Here is a 19,219-nt window from a genome sequence, read left to right on the forward strand (position 1 = left end):
GAGTGTCAATAGGCCCTAGCATGCAGCTTCACTTCCGAGAATCCTTGGCGCCGCCCATGCCCCGCCTAACCGTCGTTGTGCCTGCCCACAATGAAGTCGCCGTACTGGAAGCCTTTCACGCCAGGCTGGGACGAGTACTGGCGGAGCTGCCGCTGGATAGCCGCGTGCTGTACGTCGACGACGGCAGCACCGACGCGACCTGGCGACTGATCGAGGAATTGCTGGCCCGTGACCCACGCGTGGGGGCGATCAAGCTGTCGCGCAACTTTGGCAAGGAGGCGGCGCTTACGGCGGGCCTTGACCACGTCGATGCTGACGCCGTGGTGGTGATCGACGCCGACCTGCAGGATCCGCCGGAACTGATTCCCTCGCTGGTGGAACGCTGGCACGCCGGCTTCGACGTGGTCTATGCCACCCGCACCGCCCGCGCCGGCGAGACCGGTTTCAAGCGCCTCACCGCGGCGCTGTTCTACCGCGGCATGGAGCGCCTGTCGGATACGCCGATTCCACGCGACACCGGCGACTTTCGCCTGCTGTCGCGCCGCGCGCTGGAGGCACTGCGTCAGCTGCGCGAGCGTCAGCGCTTCATGAAGGGGTTGTTCGCCTGGATCGGCTATCGGCAAACCGCCGTGCACTACCTGCGCGAATCGCGCCAGGCCGGCACCACCAAGTGGAATTACTGGCGCCTGCTGCAGCTGGCCATGGAGGGCGTGACGTCGTTCTCCACCGCGCCGCTGCGACTGGCCACCTGGGTTGGCCTGCTGTCGTCGCTGGTGGCCTTTCTGTACGGGTTGTGGGTGTTCGGCAAGGCCGCCATGCTCGGCGATCCGGTGCAGGGCTACCCGTCCCTGATGGTGGTGATCCTGTTCCTGGGTGGCGTGCAGTTGCTGGCGCTGGGCGTCATTGGCGAGTACCTCGGCCGCAACTACGCGGAGAGCAAGCAGCGACCGTTGTATTTCATCGAGGAACAGCGCTCCCCGCGGGCGAAATGACCACCTCGCGGTGCCTGCCACGCCCGTCTTCGAGTCGTCTCTACCAGCTTCACATCACCCCAACACCATGTCCCCCGCAGCGGCGCTAGACTCGACGCATGCGGCCCGTCCGCGGTCGCGTGGGAGGTTCAGGCATGCGTCAAGTCAAGCATTTGCTGGAAGGCAAGGGCAACGACATTTACAGCATCGCACCGGATGCACCCGTGCTCGATGCGATCAAGCACATGGCGGAACGCCGCGTCGGCGCGCTGCTGGTGATGCGAGGCGAGCGACTGGTTGGCATCCTTTCCGAGCGCGACTATGCGCGCAAGGTGATCCTGCAAGGTCGCTCCTCGGCCCAGACGGCCGTGTCGGAGATCATGAGCAGTCCGCCGCTCACCGTAGGGCCGGATACGGATGTATTCGACTGTATGCGCCTTTGCACCGACAGCCGCATTCGCCACTTGCCGGTGGTCAGCGGCGAGCAGGTGATCGGCGTGATCTCGATCGGCGACCTGGTGAAGGAAGTGATCGACGCCCAGGCCGAACAGATCGAGCAGTTGCAGCGCTATATCACCAGCTGATCCAGGCAGGCGCTCACGCTTCGGCCGGTCGCGCCTGCCCTGCATTCGCCGGCATCTCCTGCTGCTCCGGCAGCAGGTCTGGCGAGCGACCTGCGCGCGCGGCCACCCAGGTAGCCAGTGCAGAGACGCCCGCACCGATCGCCGCCATGCCACCCACGGCCACGCCGACCTTGCCCAGCACGGTCACCCCGCTGGTGACCACGAAATCGCCGAAGCGCCAGATCGCCGTCTCGACGAAGTTCTTGCCCTTGTAGCGCGTCTCCCGCGGCACCCGCGTATACAGCGCATCCACCGCCGGCTTGGTCATGCCATAGGCGAAGCCACGCGTGCCGACCAGCGTCACCGATAGCATCGGCACGGCGAAACCCAGCAAGGCAAGATTGCCGTGACCGAACATCACCAGGCCACCGAGCAAGGCCAGATTGACCAGTGACGGCAGCACCAGGCCCCACGTCGTGCCCCGGCGAATCAGCAGCCAGCGCGTGAACGTGAGCTGCAGGACCACGCCGAGCACATTCGCTGCCAGGTCCAGATCGTTGTAGAAGGACGTGCGCGCAATCTTGTCCGGCAAATGGACCTTGGCGTAGTCCGCCATCAAGGCGTAGGCCAAGGTGCCGATACCGTCGCCCAGGACCATCAGGATCGCCATGTAGCGCAGGAAAGGCCGCGTCCACAGCTCCTTGATGCCGGCCCAGAGCGAACCGCCGATGACTTCATCGCGCTGCAGTGGTGCGCGGCAATCAAGGCGCGCCGAAAGCGCCAGCAGCAGCACGAGTGCGGCCAGCAGGGCAGTTGCCGATACCACCAGCAACGGCGCCACGCCGATCGTCTGCACCAGCAGCTTGGTCACCAGGGGACCGAAGATGGCGCCGGCCATGCCACCCAGCGCGATCAACGGAAACACCCGACGCGCCTGCACGCTGTGGAAGATGTCCGCCATGAAGCTCCAGAACAGCGACACCACGAACAGGTTGAACACGCTGACCCAGACAAAGAACACCACGCCGAGCTGGCGTGCGCCGAGGCGATCCTGCGCCACGAAGGCAGGCACGAAGGCGAGCAGGCAGGCGATGAAAAAGCTGTAGGTCCAGCCCAGCAGGCGCCGGCGTGGGAAATGCGCGACCAGGGCGCCGAACACCGGCGTCAGCAACAACATCACCGCGAATACGCTGCCGTAGAACAAGGGCAGCGACTGCGAGCCGACGGCACCGCTGAGCTGGTCCCGCACCGGCCGGATGATGTAGTACGCCGTCATCACGAAGAAGAAGGCTATGGCCGACAGGGTCGAGGCGAGGCCTTCGTTCGCTGCGGCGGGTCGAGGGGTGTTCACTGGCGTATCCAGCCTGGGTCGCGCACAGACTAGCATGCGACTATGACGGGCACGGACGGGGGAAATGGCGTGACGTACGACTACATCATCGTGGGTGCAGGCTCGGCGGGCTGCGTGCTGGCCCATCGACTGAGTGCACACCCCGGCAAGCGCGTGCTGCTGCTCGAAGCCGGCCCCGCCGACTGGCATCCGCTGATCCATATGCCGGCAGGCATTGCGCGCCTCGCAAACGTTCGTCGCCTCAACTGGAACTATCGCACCGAGCCGGAACCGCAGCTGCTCAACCGTTGCCTGTGGTGGCCGCGCGGCAAGACGCTCGGTGGCTCCAGCTCGATCAATGCAATGTGCTACGTGCGCGGTGTCCCCGGCGATTACGACGCCTGGGCGCGCGCAACCGGCGATGCACGCTGGTCGTGGTCACAGGTGCTTCCCTGGTTCCTGAAGAGCGAAGACAACAGCCGCGGCGCCAGCCCACTGCACGCCACCGGTGGCCCGCTCGGCGTCAGCGACCTGCGCTATCACAACAGCTTGTCGACGACCTTCGTCGAAGCGGCGACCAACGCCGGCCATGCCCGCAACGACGACTTCAACGGTGCACGGCAGGATGGCTTCGGCCTCTATCAGGTCACCCAGCGCGCTGGCGCCCGCTGCTCAACCGCCTCGGGCTTTCTGCGGCCTGTGCGGCAGCGGGAGAACCTGGAGGTGCGCACGAAGGCCGCCGTCGCCCGCGTCGTCATCCGCAACGGTCGCGCCGTCGGCGTACAGCTGCAGGGCGCGACGGACTTGCTCGAGGCGGGCGAAGTGATCCTTGCCGGTGGCGCGATCAATACACCGCAGCTGTTGATGCTCTCGGGCCTGGGCCCCGCCGATCATCTGCGCGAGCACGGCATCGCGGTGGTAGCGGACATGCCCGAGCTGGGCGCCAATCTGCAGGACCATCTGGATATCTGCACGCTCGACGGCAGCACCCAGCGCATCACCTACGACCATCTCAACGAACTTGCGGCGGGTTGGCGCTTCCTGCGTCATCGCGATGGGCCGGGCAGCTCCAACGTCGCCGAAGCCGGCGGCTTTGTCCGTAGCCGCCTGGCCACCGACGAGCGCTGCGACCTGCAGTTCCATTTCGTGCCCGCCCTGCTCGACGATCACGGCCGCCATCGGCTGCCCGGTTACGGCTATACGGTGCACGCCTGCTATCTGCATCCACGCAGCCGCGGTCGCCTGCGCCTGCGTTCGGCCAACCCGGCGCAGCCCATCGCCATCCACGCGAACTATCTCGGCGACGCGGAAGGTCACGATCTGCAGCGCATGATCGAGGCCGCGCGTCTCTCGCGCGACATCCTGGCCCAGGCCGCGTTTGCGCCTTACCGCGGCGCCCCGGTGTTTCCCGAGCGGGCGCTAAGTACCGATGCCGAATACGCCGATTTCATTCGTCGCAAGGCGGAGACGATTTATCACCCGGCCGGCACCTGCCGCATGGGCAACGACGCCGGCGCACCGCTGGACAGCAAGCTGCGTGTGCGCGGCGTGGACGGCCTGCGCGTCGTCGATGCCTCGGTGATGCCGAGCCTGCCGAGCGGCAACACCAATGCCCCCGTCATCATGATCGCCGAGCGCGCCAGCGCCTTGATCCTGAACGAAACTTCTTCGGGAGAGGGCCGACCTCCTTGAGGTAGACGACTTCTTAACGCCGGCGGGCAGCGGGGACTTTCGGCCCGACCTGAGTTAATCTCGCCCACGCGTCACGGAGGGATCCGACTCGCATCCACCTGGCCCGGCCCCGCCGGCGCCGTTCTAGTTCCAACGGCGCCCAGCAGGCCCCACCAAAGCGTTCGAGTAGTATGACGTTACGCACGATGCCCCTCCTGATCGCCGCGGCGCTGGGCCTGTCCAGCGCGTCGCTGCTCGCCAGTCCCATCGATCCCCCTGTGGCACAGCCTGTCAGCGCCTCCGCGCAGGCGCCCGCCCTGCCCGCTGATCGCATCAAGGAAACGCTGGACGCCTATCAGCAGTGGCTGCAGAAACTGGATGAGCGCAACTCGGTAGCGGGCCTGGCCACGGCCGTCGTCGTGGGCGACAAGGTCGTGTTCGAGGACACCATCGGCTACGCCAATGCCGCCACGCGCGAGCCGGTGACGCCGGAAACCGTGTTTCGCCTGGCCTCGCTGTCCAAGGCCTTCGCCACCGCGCTGACCGGCGTGCTGGTCAACGAAGGCAAGCTGGATTGGGATACCAAGCTCGCCAGCGTGCTGCCGTTCTTCCGGCTCAAGGACGACTCGGCGCAGCAGCAGGCGACCGTACGCGACATCCTCGGCCAGCGCGTGGGCCTGCCCAAGAACACCTACGACAATATGCTCGAGGAGAACATTCCCTACGAGGAACTGGTGCGCAAGCTCGACGAGGTCGACCTCACCTGCGGCGTGGGCCAGTGCTACGGCTACCAGAACGTCGCCTTCAGCCTGATCGGCGACGTGATCTACGCGCAGACCGGCGACTTCTTCAACCGCCAGGTGGACAAGCGGATTTTCTTTCCGCTGGGCATGAAGACCGCCAGCTATGGTCGCGAAGCGTTGGAAGCGAGCAAGAGCTGGGCACGCCCGCACCGTCCCAGCGGCAGCGGCTGGGCGCCGTTCGAACCAAAGGAAGCCTATTACCGCGTGGCGCCGGCCGCCGGCGTGAACGCCAGCCTGCGCGACATGGAGCAGTGGCTGATTGCACAGATGGGCGGCCGCCCCGACGTGCTGCCGCCCCAACTACTGGAGACGCTGCACGCGCCGGAAGTCGCCACCCCGGTCGAAATGCACTCCACCCCATGGCGGCGCGCACGCCTGAGCGACGCGAGTTACGCGCTCGGCTGGCGCGTGTTCGAATACGGTGGCGAAACCCTGGTCTTCCATGCCGGTGCGGTCGAAGGCTATCGCACCATGATCGGCTTCTTCCCGAAATACCATGTCGGCGTGGTGACGCTGTGGAATTCCGCGGGCCCGGTGCCCTCGGGCCTGATGCCCGAAGTCCTGGATGGCCTGCTCGGCCTGCCGCATGTGGATTGGGCTGGCCTCGATAGCGATGCGCCTGCGAAGGCCGCCGCCAGCTCCAAGGGCAAGACACGCAACAAGACCAAGACCGCGGCAAGCGGCCACGCCACCAGCGGCTGACCCGTCCCACGGTTCACCCGAGCCTTGGAAAGCAAAGAGGCGCTGCATGGACCCATGCAGCGCCTCTTTCGTTGGTACGTTGCGCGTGCGGGTGCGGCCCGCTATCGATCAGTTGAGCTTGAAGACGATGCGACGCTTGTCCTGCGAGGCCACCGGTGCACCATTCTGGGTCGCTGGCTGGTACTTCCAACGGCTCACCGCTTCGACCGCGGCGCGATCGAAGACGTGACGCGGCTCCGCATCAACCACCTTCACGTCATCCACGCTGCCGTCCGGCGTGACGGTGAAGGTCAGCTCCACCCAGCCCTCCTGGTTGGATCGCATCGCCGTCGCCGGATAGCGCGGGCTGACATTTCTCACCAGCACCGCACCATGCGAGCCGCTTGCACTCAAGCTTTCGCTCGCCGCTGAGGCCGTGCTTGCCTGAGGCTGCCGCGCCGACTCGGACGATGCCTGCTGTTGCTGCGCGAGGCGTGCCTGTGCCGCCTTCTGCTGCTGTTCGGCGAGCGCCTTCTGCTGCACCTCGGCCGCCTGGCGATCGGCCTCGGCCTTGTCGGACACGGCCTTCTGGGCAGCCAGCTGCGCCTGCTTCTCCTTGTCGGACGCCATCTGCTGTTCGCGGTCCTGCAGCTTGCGCTGAGCGTCCAGCTTCGAGCGCAGTATGGTCAGCGTGTAGTTCGCCGGATCGGCCTTGGCGAGCAGATCGATCTGCCGCTGGGCCTCGGTGAAGTCGCGCTGGTTGATCGCCTGCTCGGCGACGCTGGAACCGACCGGAAAGGTCTCGCGCAGTGCATCGGCGGCGACCTGGTTACCCGGCTGCTTCTCCAGCACCTTGAGATAGAACTCGAAGGCGTTGTTGCCGGCGGGCGCCAGCAGGCGCTGCTCGTTGACCGCCTTGCGGGCTTCGGACAGCAGCTGATTGGTGCTCATGGCCGCCACGTTGACGGGCGGCGGAGGCGCTTCACGACCCGCCACCACCGGCGTCGACGGATGCGCGCCGGCGTCCGTGTCGACCAGGTCCTGGTGCGGCTTGATGATAAGGAACCACGACGCTGCCGCGAGCACGGCGACGACAGCAACAATGGCGATGGCAGCGGGCCTGATGGCCCCGCGCGCACGGCGGCGCGACTGACGTGTATATCGGGTATCCATGGTCTCTCACTGAGTGTCATCAGATACCCGCGCTTTTTCCCCCTGTGAATCCAGGAGCGGGAACCTCCCCAGGCTCCCGCGGCGCGGATGTACGAAAGGTAACCGTAATGTGGCACCACGGCAAATCGTGCGTAGGGTCACGTCGCGGCGAGCAGGATCAGACCGGCATGTCACGGCCGCGTCATCGTGCTGCTATCCGAGGTCGCCTACGAATTTTTCGTACCCCGGAAACGAAGCGTCCCGGCATAGGCCGGGACGAATCGCGCTTTCGAAGACTCTCCCCGCGCTGGGCACCGCGGGGAGAAAAGTCGGTGAAGCTAGTTATGTAAGTTGATACTTACTTCTTCGCGACCTTGGCGGTCTTGGTGGTCTTGGTGGCCTTTACCACCTTGGCGGCGGCGGCCTTCTTCACGGTCCGCTTGGCAGCCTTCTTGGCAACCTTCTTCGCGACCTTCTTGACAGCGACCTTCTTCACGGCAGCCTTCTTGGCGGCCGCCGGACGCTTCTTGGCGACAGCTTTCTTGGCGACCTTCTTGGCGGCAGCCTTCTTGGCGGCCGGCTTACGGGCAACCGGCTTCTTCGCGGCGGCCTTCTTCACGGCGGTCTTCTTGGTCGCCTTCTTGGCGGCCGGCTTCTTTGCAGCGGCTTTCTTGGCAGTGGCCATAGTTCGTCTCAGCTCCTCATCAGTTGGCAGTGGTTGCCCAGTAAAAGCATGTAGGAACGCCTCCACAAGCAGATCGCTATTGGTGGCGTGCCGAAGATTGTTCACCTGACGACGGGTGCGTTCGTCAGAAAGGGGCCTTAGAACGTGCAGTGGAATCGAGACCGTGATCTTGCGAACTGCGCCGGCCTTTTCTCCATGCTCGATATAAGGCGGTATGAATTTCGATGTTGCCATAGCACCCGTTCTCCGTGTTCCGATGCGAAAGCTATTCCTGAAGATTTCAACTGTCAATTGATTTTAGCTACGAAATCAATTCGTTTCATCCACCCCCGGGAGGGTCCAAACCCCCACCGGATAAGGCCTGAGGGGGGTCTGAGGGTAATTAAGATCAGACGTCCATACCGCTAAATTCAAATACAGACATATAACCGGTTAATGCAATAAAACCGCTTAAAACAAGCTGTTTCATGCCACGTTGCGACATTGGTCCGACATACTCACTCAACACGTATCTCCGTGAATACACAGGGTAAATTGGATGCCCCATGAGGGGGTCCAAGAATGAACAGAACACGACTGAAATCGTCCGTTTGCCCACCCCCCGGGAAGAAGCCCTCGCCCCCTCCATCGGACGCCGAATCGGTCGCGAAGGCCCTTCATCCGATCCCGGCACGCGTCCGCGAACCCCTTCCCGATCTACCTCATGGACATCTATCGGCATAGCCGTCGGTAACTTTTGCGGCCACCAAACTGCCGCCCCTCGAGCTGCCGATACCACCCCATGATGGACTTGAAGGCGTTCGCCGCCGACTCGTGCATGCCTCTCGCACTCATCACTCAGTCGATGCGCTGAGCCCCCGCAATGTCAGTGCCCGTTGATGAGGATCGTGGAGACCGCGCCGCTCAAAAAGACGCCGGCCGCTTGGTAGCGGCCGGCGTCGGGTGCAGCAGCGAACGCGGACTTAGTGGTCTTCGTTCTCGATCAGTTCGGCATAGGCGTCGGCGTCGAGCAGCTCGTCCAGCTCGCCCCGGTCGCTGGCGCGAACCAGGAAAATCCAGCCATCGCCAAAGGCGTCCTCGTTGATGGTCTCGGGCTTGTCGTTGAGGCCTTCGTTGACCGCCACGATCTCGCCGGACACCGGGCTGTAAATGTCCGAGGCGGCCTTGACCGACTCGACCACGGCCACGCCGTGGCCGGCTTGCACGCTGGCGCCGATCTCCGGCAACTCCACGTACACCAGGTCACCGAGCTGGCCCTGGGCATGGTCGGAAATACCCACGCGGACCAGGCCGTCGTCTTCGACGCGGGCCCATTCGTGGGACTTGAGAAATTTCAGATCGCCGGGAATCTCGCTCATGATCGAATCCAGTCGTTGGTCTTGGGTCGGGGATGAAGTGGCAATTCTAGCTTCTTCATCCCAAAGGCAACACGGGCCGGCACGGCCCGGTTGCAATAAGCATCAGATGCCTTCGCAAGGCTTGCCGTCGCGCACGAACGGGTACTTCACCACGCGCACCGGCACTTCCCGGCCACGGATGTCGACACGTACGTCGCCCGGCTCACCCGACGGCACGCGCGCAAAGGCCACGGCCTTGTTGAGCGTCGGGGCGAAACTGCCGGAGAGGATCTCGCCGGCACCATTGGCCGTGAGGACCGGCTGCCCGTGACGCAGCACTCCCTTGTCGTCGAGCACGAGGCCGACCATCACGCGCTTTACACCCTCGGCCTTCTGCGCCTCGAGTGCCTTGCGGCCGATGAAGTCACGCCCTTCGTCCAGCGCGATGGTCCAGCCGAGGTTGGCCTCCCACGGCGACACGGTCTCGTCCATGTCCTGCCCGTAAAGATTCATGCCGGCTTCCAGGCGCAGCGTGTCGCGGGCACCCAGGCCTGCCGGTGCGACGCCGGCGGCGACCAGCGCCTGCCACAACGCCACCGCGTGCTCCTGCGGCACGATGATCTCGAAACCGTCTTCACCCGTGTAACCGGTGCGGGCGACGAACAGCGGCATGCCATGCGGCCCCTGCGCGGCGGCGGCGGCGAACTTGCCCAGCTTGCCGATCCGCTCGTGGTCGATCTCGGCCAGCAGGCCGATGGTCTTGGCGCGGGCGTTGGGGCCCTGCACGGCGATCATGGCGAAGTCCGGGCGCTCCTTCACCTGCACGTCGAAGGCCTTGGCCTGCTGTTCGATCCAGGCCAGGTCCTTCTCGCGGGTGGCCGCATTGACCACCAGGCGGAAGAATTCCTCGCCGAGGAAATACACGATGAGGTCGTCGATGACGCCGCCCTGCGGGTTGAGCATGCACGAATACAGCGCCTTGCCATGCAGCTTCAGCTTGTCGACGCTGTTGGCCAGCAGGTGACGCAGGAACTCCCGCGTGCGCGGGCCATGCAGGTCGACCACGGTCATATGCGAGACGTCGAACATGCCGGCATCGCGACGCACGACGTGGTGCTCCTCGATCTGCGAGCCGTAGTTGATCGGCATGTCCCAGCCACCGAAATCGACCATACGCGCTCCGAGCGCGCGATGGGTGTCATTAAGTACGGTCTTCTCGGTCATCGCAGTCGTGCTCTGGGGAAAGCGACATTATCGCCGCGCGAACAAGGCATTCCAAGCCGAGCGACGCCGGCTCACCGTGCGTCGCCGTATCCATGACCGCGTCTTGCAACGCCGTAATCTACGCGTCAGGACATTTAGCCCGAGTGATGCGGCCCCAATCCCGCGAGCAATTGCTCCACCACCTGCTCGGCCAGCTGTTCGGGACGCAAGCCGGCGGTGCGCAGATGCAATTCCGCCTGTTCGGGCGCCTCGTAGGGCGAGTCGATACCGGTGAAATTGAGAATTTCGCCGGCACGGGCCTTGCGATACAAGCCCTTCGGATCGCGCCGCTCGCACTCCTCCAGCGTGGTGTCCACGAAGACCTCGAGGAACTCACCACCGTCGAACAGGCTGCGGGCGAAGCGACGTTCGCTTTGGAATGGCGAGATCACGCAGACCAGCACGATCAGGCCGGCATCGACCATCAGATGCGCCACCTCGGCCACCCTTCGCACGTTCTCCACGCGGGCCTCAGCCGTGAAGCCAAGATCCTTGTTGAGGCCGTGGCGCAGGTTGTCACCGTCCAGCATATAGGTGTGGTAGCCGAGTGCGTGCAGACGGCGCTCGACCAGGTTGGCCACGGTGGACTTGCCCGCGCCCGACAGGCCGGTGAACCACAGGCAGCGCGACTGCTGCCCTTTGCTGGCGCTACGAACATCCTTGTTGAGGTCGGTATGTTGCCAGTGCACGTTGGCGGCACGGCGCAAGGCGAAAGCGAGCATGCCGCAGCCGACCGTGGCATGGGTCTGGCGGTCGATCAGGATGAAGCCACCGAGGGTGCGGTTGTCCGCATAGGTCTCGAAGGGGATCGCGTGGTCCAGGTCGATATTGCAGTAACCGACCTCGTTGAGGTCGAGCCGACGCGCAGCCAACTCGGCCTGGGTATTGACGTCGACCTTGTGCTTGATCGTGGTCACCCGCGCGTTGACGGTACGCGAACCAATCTTCAGCCAGTAGGCACGATTGGGCAGCAATGGCTCATCACCCATCCATAACAGGTGGGCGGCGAACTGGTCCGCCACCGGCGCCGGCCGTGTGGCATCGGCAATCACGTCGCCGCGACTCACGTCGACTTCGCGATCCAGGGTCAGCGTCACCGCCTGGCCGGCGCTCGCCTCGGCAAGATCGCCGTCGGCCGTCACGATGCGCTCGATCCGCGCGCGCTGCATGGCCGGCTGCACGACGATCTCGCTGCCCACCGCCACCTGGCCGCCGCAGATCGTGCCGGCATAACCGCGGAACGAGGCATCCGGCCGGTTCACCCATTGCACTGGCAGGCGGAAGTCGACCGCCTGCGTCGCCGCCGTGTCGGCCGACTCCAGCAGTTCCAGCAGGCAGGGACCGCGGTACCAGGGCATGCGGGTGGAACGCTGGCCGACGTTGTCGCCGCTCGGGGCCACCACCGGCAGGCAGTGCACGCTGGTGATACCCATATGCGCGGCCAGTTCGCGGTATTCGTTCGCGATGGCGGCGAAGACGTCGTCGCGGTAGTCGATCAGATCCATCTTGTTCACCGCCAACACGACCTGGCGGATGCCCATCAGCGCGCAGATATAGGTATGCCGCCGCGTCTGCGCCAGCAGTCCCTTGCGCGCATCCACCAGCACCACCGCCAGCTCGGCATTGGAGGCGCCGGTGGCCATGTTGCGCGTGTACTGCTCATGCCCCGGGCAGTCGGCCACGATGAAACTGCGCCGCTGGGTATGGAAATAGCGGTAGGCCACGTCGATGGTGATGCCCTGCTGGCGCTCGGCATCGAGGCCGTCGGTGAGCAGGGAAAAGTCCAGCTGATCAGGCGCATCGGCATGCAGCTTGCGGCTGTCGCGGATCAGCGCCGCGACCTGGTCCTCCGGCAGCATGCCGGCGTCGTAGAGCAGGCGGCCCAGCAGGGTGCTCTTGCCGTCGTCGACGCTGCCGCAGGTGATGAAGCGCAGCAGGTTCGTGTTGTCCTGCGCCACCGCCGGGGTGATTTCCACGGTCGTCATCAGAAATAACCCTCCTGCTTCTTGCGCTCCATCGACGCGCTGGCGTCATGGTCGATCACCCGCCCCTGGCGTTCGGAGCTGCGCGACGTGGCCATCTCGTCGATGATCTTGTCCAGGGTGTCGGCGCTGGACGCCACCGCGCCGGTCAGCGGATAGCAACCCAGCGTGCGGAAGCGCACTTCGCGCATGGCGACCGTCTCGCCCTCGCGCAGGGTGAAGCGGTCGTCGTCGACCATGATCAGCGCCCCATCGCGCTCCACCACCGGCCTCGGCTTGGCGAAATACAGCGGCACCACCGGAATGCCCTCCCGGCGGATGTAGTGCCACACGTCCATCTCGGTCCAGTTGGACAGCGGAAACACGCGGACGCTTTCGCCCTTGTGGATCTGCGTGTTGTAGGTGTGCCAGAACTCCGGGCGCTGGCTCTTCGGGTCCCAGCGGTGCTGGGCATTGCGGAAGGAGAACACGCGCTCCTTGGCCCGCGACTTCTCCTCGTCGCGCCGCGCACCGCCGATGGCGGCGTCGAAGCGGTATTTGTCCAGCGCCTGCTTCAGGCCCACCGTCTTCATGACATCGGTGTGCACCGCCGAGCCGTGCACCAGCGGCGAAATACCCTGGCGCACGCCGTCTTCATTGATATGCACCAGCACTTCGACATCACCCGCGGCCGCCACCTGGTCGCGGAAGGCGATCATCTCGCGGAACTTCCAGGTCGTATCGACATGCAGCAGGGGCATCGGCGGGCGCGCGGGATAGAACGCCTTGCGCAGCAAATGCAGCAGCACGGAGGAGTCCTTGCCGATGGAATAGAGCATGACCGGGCGCTCGAAAGCAGCCGCCGTCTCTCGAAAAATATGGATGCTCTCAGCCTCGAGTGCATCCAGATAGGACATGGGGGACATAGATGGTTTCGCTGGCCTCTGGCTCGATCGCCCCGGGGTAGCGGCAGATCATCCGTGGAAATCTAGCGGAAGTCACCCGAAGGAACACGGTGAGCCGCCGCAGACGGCAGAAAAACGCGCTGGGACGATTCGCGCCTACCGGCGTGATCTTTTCGTCACCTCCCTGGCGCAACACTCGTTTAAGATCGGCCTCATGAGCACATCGATGGCGACGGGAAGCGCACAACTCGATGCCACTGCGACGCCCCCCTGCCTGCGCGTTGCGGGCGACTGGACGCTGGTCCATTACGCCGATCTCGAGCGCGCCGTTGGCCTCATCAAGACGCCCCTGAGCGGTGATACCACCCTCGACCTGGACCAGCTCGGCTCGCTGGATACCGCCGGCGCCTCGTTGCTGGCCAGCCTGTTGGGCACGAGCCGGCTGGGCAATCTGGAGCGCGAAGCGCCGGGCATGCCGGCGGCCCGCCGCGCCCTGTTGCAAACCGTGGGCACGGCCCTGGCCGGCTACCGCGAGCCGACCCGCAAGACGCATAAGGGCAATACCATCACCGACCTGCTGGCGCGCATCGGCGCCTCGATGGAGGCGGTCTGGCGGCAGCAGCTTGCACTCCTGGGCTTCGTCGGGCTGACCTTGCAGACGCTGGCCCAGACCATCGGGCGACCACGTCGCTGGCGAGTCACCTCGCTGGCGGCGCATATCGAGCAGACCGGCCTGGATGCCGTGCCCATCATCGTCCTGCTCACCTTCATGGTGGGCGCCGTGGTGGCCTTCCTCGGCTCGACCATTCTGGCCGACTTCGGCGCGACCATTTATACGGTCAACCTGGTGGCGTTCTCCTTCATGCGCGAATTCGGCGTGCTGCTGACCGCGATCCTGATGGCCGGCCGCACCGCCAGCGCCTTCACGGCGCAGATCGGCTCGATGAAGGCAAACGAAGAGATTGACGCGATTCGCGCGCTCGGTCTGGATCCGATGGAATTGCTGGTATTGCCGCGCGTGCTCGCGCTGCTGGTATCGCTGCCCATACTCGCATTTCTGGCCACCATGGCCGGCATTCTTGGCGGTGGCGTGGTCTGCGCGCTGATCCTGGATATCTCGCCAATCATGTTCATCAACGTGCTCAAGACCAATATTGGCGTCCAGCATTTCCTGGTGGGCATGGCCAAGGCGCCGGTGTTCGCCTTCCTGATCGCGGTGATCGGTTGCCTCGAAGGCTTCAAGGTCACCGGCAGCGCCGAATCGGTGGGCGAACACACTACTTCGAGCGTGGTGCAGTGCATCTTCGTGGTGATCCTCATCGATGCACTGGCCGCGCTGTTCTACATGGAGATGGGCTGGTGAGCGCGGTAACGGCCAGGCCGCAGGACGAGGTGATCAAGGTGCGCAACCTGGTCAACCGCTTCGGCTCGCAGACCGTGCACGAACAGCTGGACCTGGATGTTCGTCGCGGCGAGATTCTTGGCGTGGTCGGGGGCTCCGGCACCGGCAAGTCGGTCCTGTTGCGCAGCATCGTGGGCCTGCTTCGTCCCACCTCGGGGCAGGTGCAGGTGTTTGGCGAGGATCTGCTGAACCTGTCGCCCGAACGGCGCTCGCTGGTGGAACGTCGGTTCGGCGTGCTGTTCCAGAACGGCGCGTTGTTCTCTTCGCTCAACGTGGTCGAGAACGTCGCCATGCCGCTGATCGAGCATGCCGGCCTCGGCCGCCCCGATGCCCAGCAACTGGCCGGGGTCAAACTCGCCCTGGCGGGCCTGCCGGCCGGCACCGAAACGAAGTATCCCGCGGAGCTGTCGGGCGGCATGGTGAAGCGCGCGGCGCTGGCGCGCTCGCTCTCGCTCGATCCGGAAATCCTGTTCCTGGACGAACCCACGGCCGGCCTGGACCCGATCAGCGCCGCCGCGTTCGACCAGCTGATCCTGACCCTGCGCGACGCGCTGGGGCTTACCGTGTTCCTGGTCACGCATGACCTGGACACGCTTTACACCACCTGCGACCGCGTCGCCGTGCTGTCGCAGAAAAAGGTGCTGGTGATTGGCCCCATCGACGAGGTTGCGAAGACCGACGACGCGTGGGTGCAATCCTATTTTCATGGTCCGCGTGGCCGCGCCGCCGAAGACGCGCGTGCCGCCGAGCTGTCGCACGAGGTGAAGTGATATGGAAACGCGAGCCCATCACGTACTCATCGGCCTGTTCACGGTAATCGTGGTGGCCGCGGCCCTGTTGTTCGCGCTATGGCTGGCCAGGTCCAGCTCCGACCGCCAGTTCACCCAGGTGCAAATCGTCTTCCAGGAAGCCGTGACCGGCCTCTCGCAAGGCAGCGCCGTGGAAATGAATGGCATCCGCGTCGGCGAAGTCACCCAGCTCAGGCTCGACCCCGCGGACCCACGCAGGGTGCTTGCACGTGTCCGCCTCGGTGCGGACACCCCAATGCACCAGGACACCCGCGCCGTGCTGGCGCTGACCGGCGTTACCGGTCTCTCGATCATCCAGCTCAGCGGCGGTACGCCGGGGAGTGCGCCTCTGCTGGGGCGTCAAGGAAACCTGCCAACGATCGTGGCCGACCCGTCGCCACTTGCCCGCCTCCGCGCCGGGGGCGGCGACCTTTTGGTCAGCATCAATGAAGTCGTCGACCGCGCCACCGAACTGTTGTCACCAAAGAACATCGAGCACATCAACCAGACGCTCGATCACCTGGACAAGGTGACCGGCGCCTTCGCCGACCAGCACGACGACATTCGCCAAATGGTGCAGCAGCTGGCCCAGGCGAGCAAACAAGCGAACGCGACGCTGGCGCAGACGGACCAGCTGGTACGCAATGCGAACGGCCTGGTCGACAACCAGGCACGCGCCACCCTGGACAGCGCGCAGAAGACGATGGCCTCGCTGCAGAGCTCCTCCGCCACCATCGACCAGTTGCTCAACGACAACCGCGCCGCCGTCAATGGCGGCCTGCAAGGCCTTAGCGAGCTTGGCCCGGCGATTCGCGAACTGCGCGATGCGGCCGGCACCATGCGCGGCATCTCGAGCCGCCTCGACGACAACCCGGCGCGCTTCCTGCTAGGCCGCGACCGCAGCAAGGAGTTCGTGCCATGAGGTTTTTCGCCCGCTTTGCGCCCGCGTCGATGGCCATCCTGTTGCTTGGCGCGTGCTCGATCTTCCCCAAGCCGGAACCCCAGGAGACCTACCGCCTGCCGGTCACGGCCCTGCCCCGCGCCGATGCCCAGCCGGTCAACTGGTCATTGCGCGTCGATACGCCGCAGGGCGGGCGCATGATCGACAGCGCGCGCATCGTCGTGCTGCCGCAAGGCGACGTCGTCACCGTATACCGGGGCGCTCGCTGGAGCGACCCCGCGACGACCTTGATACGCAATCGCCTGGTCGACGCCTTTCGCGATGACGGGCGCGTTGCCGCGGTCAGCAGCGATGATTCGAGCATACAAGCCGACTACATCCTGACCGGCGACATGCGCGCGTTTCAGTCCGAGTACCAGGGTGACCATCCCGTGGTGGTGATCCGCTTCGATGCGCGCCTGATCAGCAATGCCGGCCTGCGCATCATCGCCACGCACCGCTTCGAGATCACCCAGCCGGTGAACGGCTCGGCGGTACCGCAGGTGGTGACTGCCTTTGGCCAGGCCAGCGATGCGCTGGCGGCGCAACTGGTGTCATGGACCTTGCAGCAACCCGCGCGCAACCGGCAGGCCAGCAACTGACGTCAGCCGCCCGCGGCCGTCGCGGTCGCATGCACCTGACGAAAGGTGAGATTGATCCGCGGCCCGACTGCGGCGGTCGTCTTCGGCAGGTCGTGCACATACAGATGCTGGGTGTCGCCGGCCATGCGCAGCAGGCTGCCGTGACCCAGCTCGATCACATGCACCTGACGCTTGCCTTCGCCGCGTTTGGCGCGCAAGCGGAACCGGCGCACCGCGCCCAGGCTCAGTGAGGCAATCACCGGCTGCCGGCCCAACTCCGGCTCGTCGTCGCTGTGCCAGCCCATTGAATCCCGGCCATCGCGATAAAGGTTTGCCAGCACGCTGTTGAAGCGCGTCGCACAGGCCGCTTCCACCCTGGCACGCAACGCCATCAGCGTCGGAGTCCATGGATGCGGTTCAAAGCGCGTGCGCGAATAGACGTAGGTGGCGTCCGCGTCGCCGATCCAGCAACTCAGGCGGGGCGACTCGACCTCGCGACCGTAGATGCGAATCCGATGAACCTCCCAGGCGATGCTCGCCATCAGATCGACGAACAGCTCATCCGCTGCGGCCGGCGCCAGCCACGATGGCCAAAGCGATAGTTCGGCGCCTGGCAGCGGCAGTGGCTGCCAGCGAGCCGAGGAAGGCGTTTCAAACAGACTCACCCGAACATCTCCCTGCGCGCGCCCACTCACCGGTCAGGCAATCGCCGGATACGCGGGCTCGACATCCAGCGTGGAGGCGCACACCGAAGCCAGCTCCAACAGGCGCAGATCGGAGCCCCGCGCGCCCACCAGCTGCAGGCCGATCGGCATGCCGTTGGGCAGGTAGCCCATCGGGATGCTCACCGCGGGGCAGCCGGCCAGGCTGGCGAAGCTGGTGAGGTCGGCCTGCGAGTCCGGCACCGGACCATCCAGCGGGAACGCACCCTGCGGCGTGGTCGGCAAGACCAGCACGTCGATCTGCGCGAACAGGCGACGCATCTTGAGGGTAGCCGCATCCAGCACGCGATCGGCAGCGGCGTAATCCGCCGCGGTCTTGGCAGCGGCATAGCCCAGCAGGCGACGAAAATGTTCGGAGACACGATGGTCGGTGTCGGCAAGATCGTCGGCGAAGGTGCCAAGCATCTCCGCCTCCATCAACAGCAGGCCGGCGCGCCGGGTACGCGCGAAATCCCAGTCGGAGAAATCGACGGTGCGGCGCTCGCCCAGCTCTCGTGGCCATTTCGCCAGTGTCGCCTCGAAGACTTCGATCACCTCGGGCTGCACGCCAAGCCCGGCCAGATTCGGCAACAGGCCCGCGCGCAGCTTGCCCGGCTCCCAGTCCGGCGGCGACAGCGCCACGCGGCGGCGACGCGAGCGCGCGTCGTCGGCGTCATAGCCCGCCAGCACCTGCAGCAGCACGGTGAGGTCGTCTGCGCTGCGCGCGAGCAAGCCTACCGTATCCAGCCGCCGCGCCGCCGGCACGACGCCGCGCGCGGAAATTTCACCGTGGGTCGGCTTGATCGCGTACACGCCGCAATAGCTAGCCGGGATGCGGATCGAGCCCAGGCTGTCCGAACCCACGGCGGCCACCGCCAGGCCTGCAGCCACAGCGGCCGCAGCACCGCCCGATGAGCCGCCAGCGGTATAGCCGTGACGATGAGGGTTATGCGTCGGCCCATAGTGAGGGTTGTCCGTGACCGCCCCCAGCGCCCCTTCATCCATATTGGTCTTGCCGACCAGAAGCGCGCCGGAAGCGCGCAGCCGCGCCACCACGTGGGCATCCTCCGTCACCGGCTTCAAGCGACCAGCCAGCCCTGCGTGGGTGGGCCATCCCGCGATGTCGAAATTGTCCTTGAGCGCCACCGGCAGGCCGTCGAGCCTGCCGATGACCCCGTCGCGTCGGCGATGCTGCGCCGCCAGGGCCTGCTCTTGCAGCATCGCTGGACTCAGGCTGACGTAAGCATTGAGCTGGGGATTGATTCGCTCGATCGCCTCCTGATAGACCTCGGCCAGCGTCTGCGGCTGCACCCGCTCCGCGGCCAGCCAATGCAGCAGCTGGCACATGGTGGCCCGACGAAGGTCGAGATCGCTGATCGGGGGCTGCTGACTCATGGTCTCGTCCTTGGCGCTGGCTGCAGTGGATTATCCCCTTCGTTGATGAAGGGTTTGCAAGGATCTGACCCGCGCCGTTGCCCGGCACGG

General features: G+C 65.3%; 17 protein-coding genes. 8 read left to right on the top strand and 9 right to left on the bottom strand.

Annotation, left to right across the window (positions count from 1 at the left end):
- Positions 1-56 precede the first annotated feature (56 nt).
- Entirely contained in the window at positions 57-992 is a 936-nt protein-coding gene (locus OUZ49_RS07755; protein WP_266149757.1) for a glycosyltransferase family 2 protein, read from the top strand.
- A gap of 134 nt (positions 993-1,126) precedes the next feature.
- Entirely contained in the window at positions 1,127-1,555 is a 429-nt protein-coding gene (locus OUZ49_RS07760; protein WP_266149758.1) for a CBS domain-containing protein, read from the top strand.
- A 13-nt stretch (positions 1,556-1,568) separates the two neighbouring features.
- Here OUZ49_RS07760 and OUZ49_RS07765 read toward each other — a convergent pair whose 3' ends face one another.
- The gene (locus OUZ49_RS07765; RefSeq protein WP_266149759.1) at positions 1,569-2,885 is read right to left on the bottom strand and encodes an NTP/NDP exchange transporter; all 1,317 of its coding nucleotides are present in this window, start codon (positions 2,883-2,885) and stop codon (positions 1,569-1,571) included.
- A 69-nt stretch (positions 2,886-2,954) separates the two neighbouring features.
- Here OUZ49_RS07765 and OUZ49_RS07770 point away from each other — a divergent pair, with 69 nt between their 5' ends.
- Positions 2,955-4,556, top strand: a complete 1,602-nt coding sequence (locus OUZ49_RS07770) for a GMC family oxidoreductase (RefSeq protein ID WP_266149760.1) — start codon at positions 2,955-2,957, stop codon at positions 4,554-4,556.
- A 185-nt stretch (positions 4,557-4,741) separates the two neighbouring features.
- Positions 4,742-6,040 (top strand): serine hydrolase domain-containing protein, encoded by a 1,299-nt coding sequence (locus OUZ49_RS07775; RefSeq protein ID WP_380003520.1) that lies wholly within the window; start codon positions 4,742-4,744, stop codon positions 6,038-6,040.
- Between the two features lie 108 nt (positions 6,041-6,148).
- On the opposite strand, the gene OUZ49_RS07780 is transcribed toward OUZ49_RS07775, so the two are convergent.
- The 6 genes from OUZ49_RS07780 to cysD form a co-directional block, all read right to left on the bottom strand.
- On the bottom strand, positions 6,149-7,192 hold the full coding sequence (locus tag OUZ49_RS07780; RefSeq protein ID WP_266149762.1) for an energy transducer TonB: 1,044 nt from the start codon (positions 7,190-7,192) through the stop codon (positions 6,149-6,151).
- Between the two features lie 337 nt (positions 7,193-7,529).
- Complete coding sequence (gene metJ, locus OUZ49_RS07785) at positions 7,530-8,090, bottom strand: met regulon transcriptional regulator MetJ (protein WP_266149763.1); 561 nt, start codon at positions 8,088-8,090, stop codon at positions 7,530-7,532.
- 728 nt (positions 8,091-8,818) lie between these two features.
- A complete protein-coding gene (gcvH, locus tag OUZ49_RS07790) occupies positions 8,819-9,214 on the bottom strand; it encodes a glycine cleavage system protein GcvH (protein WP_266149764.1) in 396 nt (131 codons plus the stop codon).
- Positions 9,215-9,316: 102 nt separating this feature from the next.
- Positions 9,317-10,417 carry a glycine cleavage system aminomethyltransferase GcvT gene (gcvT, locus tag OUZ49_RS07795; RefSeq protein WP_266149765.1) on the bottom strand — a complete coding sequence of 367 codons (1,101 nt, stop codon included), beginning with the start codon at positions 10,415-10,417 and terminating at the stop codon, positions 9,317-9,319.
- A 134-nt stretch (positions 10,418-10,551) separates the two neighbouring features.
- Entirely contained in the window at positions 10,552-12,441 is a 1,890-nt protein-coding gene (cysN, locus tag OUZ49_RS07800; protein WP_266149766.1) for a sulfate adenylyltransferase subunit CysN, read from the bottom strand.
- Positions 12,441-13,343 carry a sulfate adenylyltransferase subunit CysD gene (gene cysD / locus OUZ49_RS07805; protein WP_380003517.1) on the bottom strand — a complete coding sequence of 301 codons (903 nt, stop codon included), beginning with the start codon at positions 13,341-13,343 and terminating at the stop codon, positions 12,441-12,443. Before cysD ends, cysN begins: the two co-directional genes overlap by 1 nt.
- A gap of 193 nt (positions 13,344-13,536) precedes the next feature.
- Here cysD and OUZ49_RS07810 point away from each other — a divergent pair, with 193 nt between their 5' ends.
- The 4 genes from OUZ49_RS07810 to OUZ49_RS07825 are packed head-to-tail and all read left to right on the top strand — an operon-like array spanning position 13,537 to position 17,054.
- Positions 13,537-14,685 carry an MlaE family ABC transporter permease gene (locus tag OUZ49_RS07810; RefSeq protein ID WP_266149767.1) on the top strand — a complete coding sequence of 383 codons (1,149 nt, stop codon included), beginning with the start codon at positions 13,537-13,539 and terminating at the stop codon, positions 14,683-14,685.
- Positions 14,682-15,494 carry an ABC transporter ATP-binding protein gene (locus tag OUZ49_RS07815; RefSeq protein ID WP_266149768.1) on the top strand — a complete coding sequence of 271 codons (813 nt, stop codon included), beginning with the start codon at positions 14,682-14,684 and terminating at the stop codon, positions 15,492-15,494. The genes OUZ49_RS07810 and OUZ49_RS07815 overlap by 4 nt, the downstream gene beginning before the upstream one ends.
- Before the next feature lies 1 nt (position 15,495).
- A complete protein-coding gene (locus OUZ49_RS07820) occupies positions 15,496-16,434 on the top strand; it encodes an MlaD family protein (protein ID WP_266149769.1) in 939 nt (312 codons plus the stop codon).
- The gene (locus OUZ49_RS07825; RefSeq protein ID WP_266149770.1) at positions 16,431-17,054 is read left to right on the top strand and encodes an ABC-type transport auxiliary lipoprotein family protein; all 624 of its coding nucleotides are present in this window, start codon (positions 16,431-16,433) and stop codon (positions 17,052-17,054) included. Before OUZ49_RS07820 ends, OUZ49_RS07825 begins: the two co-directional genes overlap by 4 nt.
- 2 nt (positions 17,055-17,056) lie before the next feature.
- Here the strand turns inward: OUZ49_RS07825 and OUZ49_RS07830 are convergent, their stop codons facing one another.
- Together OUZ49_RS07830 and OUZ49_RS07835 are read right to left on the bottom strand one after the other, a co-directional pair.
- Positions 17,057-17,698, bottom strand: coding sequence for an alpha-ketoglutarate-dependent dioxygenase AlkB family protein (locus OUZ49_RS07830; RefSeq protein WP_266149771.1), 642 nt, complete (start codon positions 17,696-17,698; stop codon positions 17,057-17,059).
- Between the two features lie 33 nt (positions 17,699-17,731).
- Positions 17,732-19,129, bottom strand: a complete 1,398-nt coding sequence (locus OUZ49_RS07835; protein ID WP_266149772.1) for an amidase — start codon at positions 19,127-19,129, stop codon at positions 17,732-17,734.
- Positions 19,130-19,219: the final 90 nt, after the last annotated feature.

The organism is Dyella halodurans, from assembly GCF_026283925.1.
Taxonomy (GTDB): Bacteria; Pseudomonadota; Gammaproteobacteria; order Xanthomonadales; family Rhodanobacteraceae; genus Dyella; species Dyella halodurans.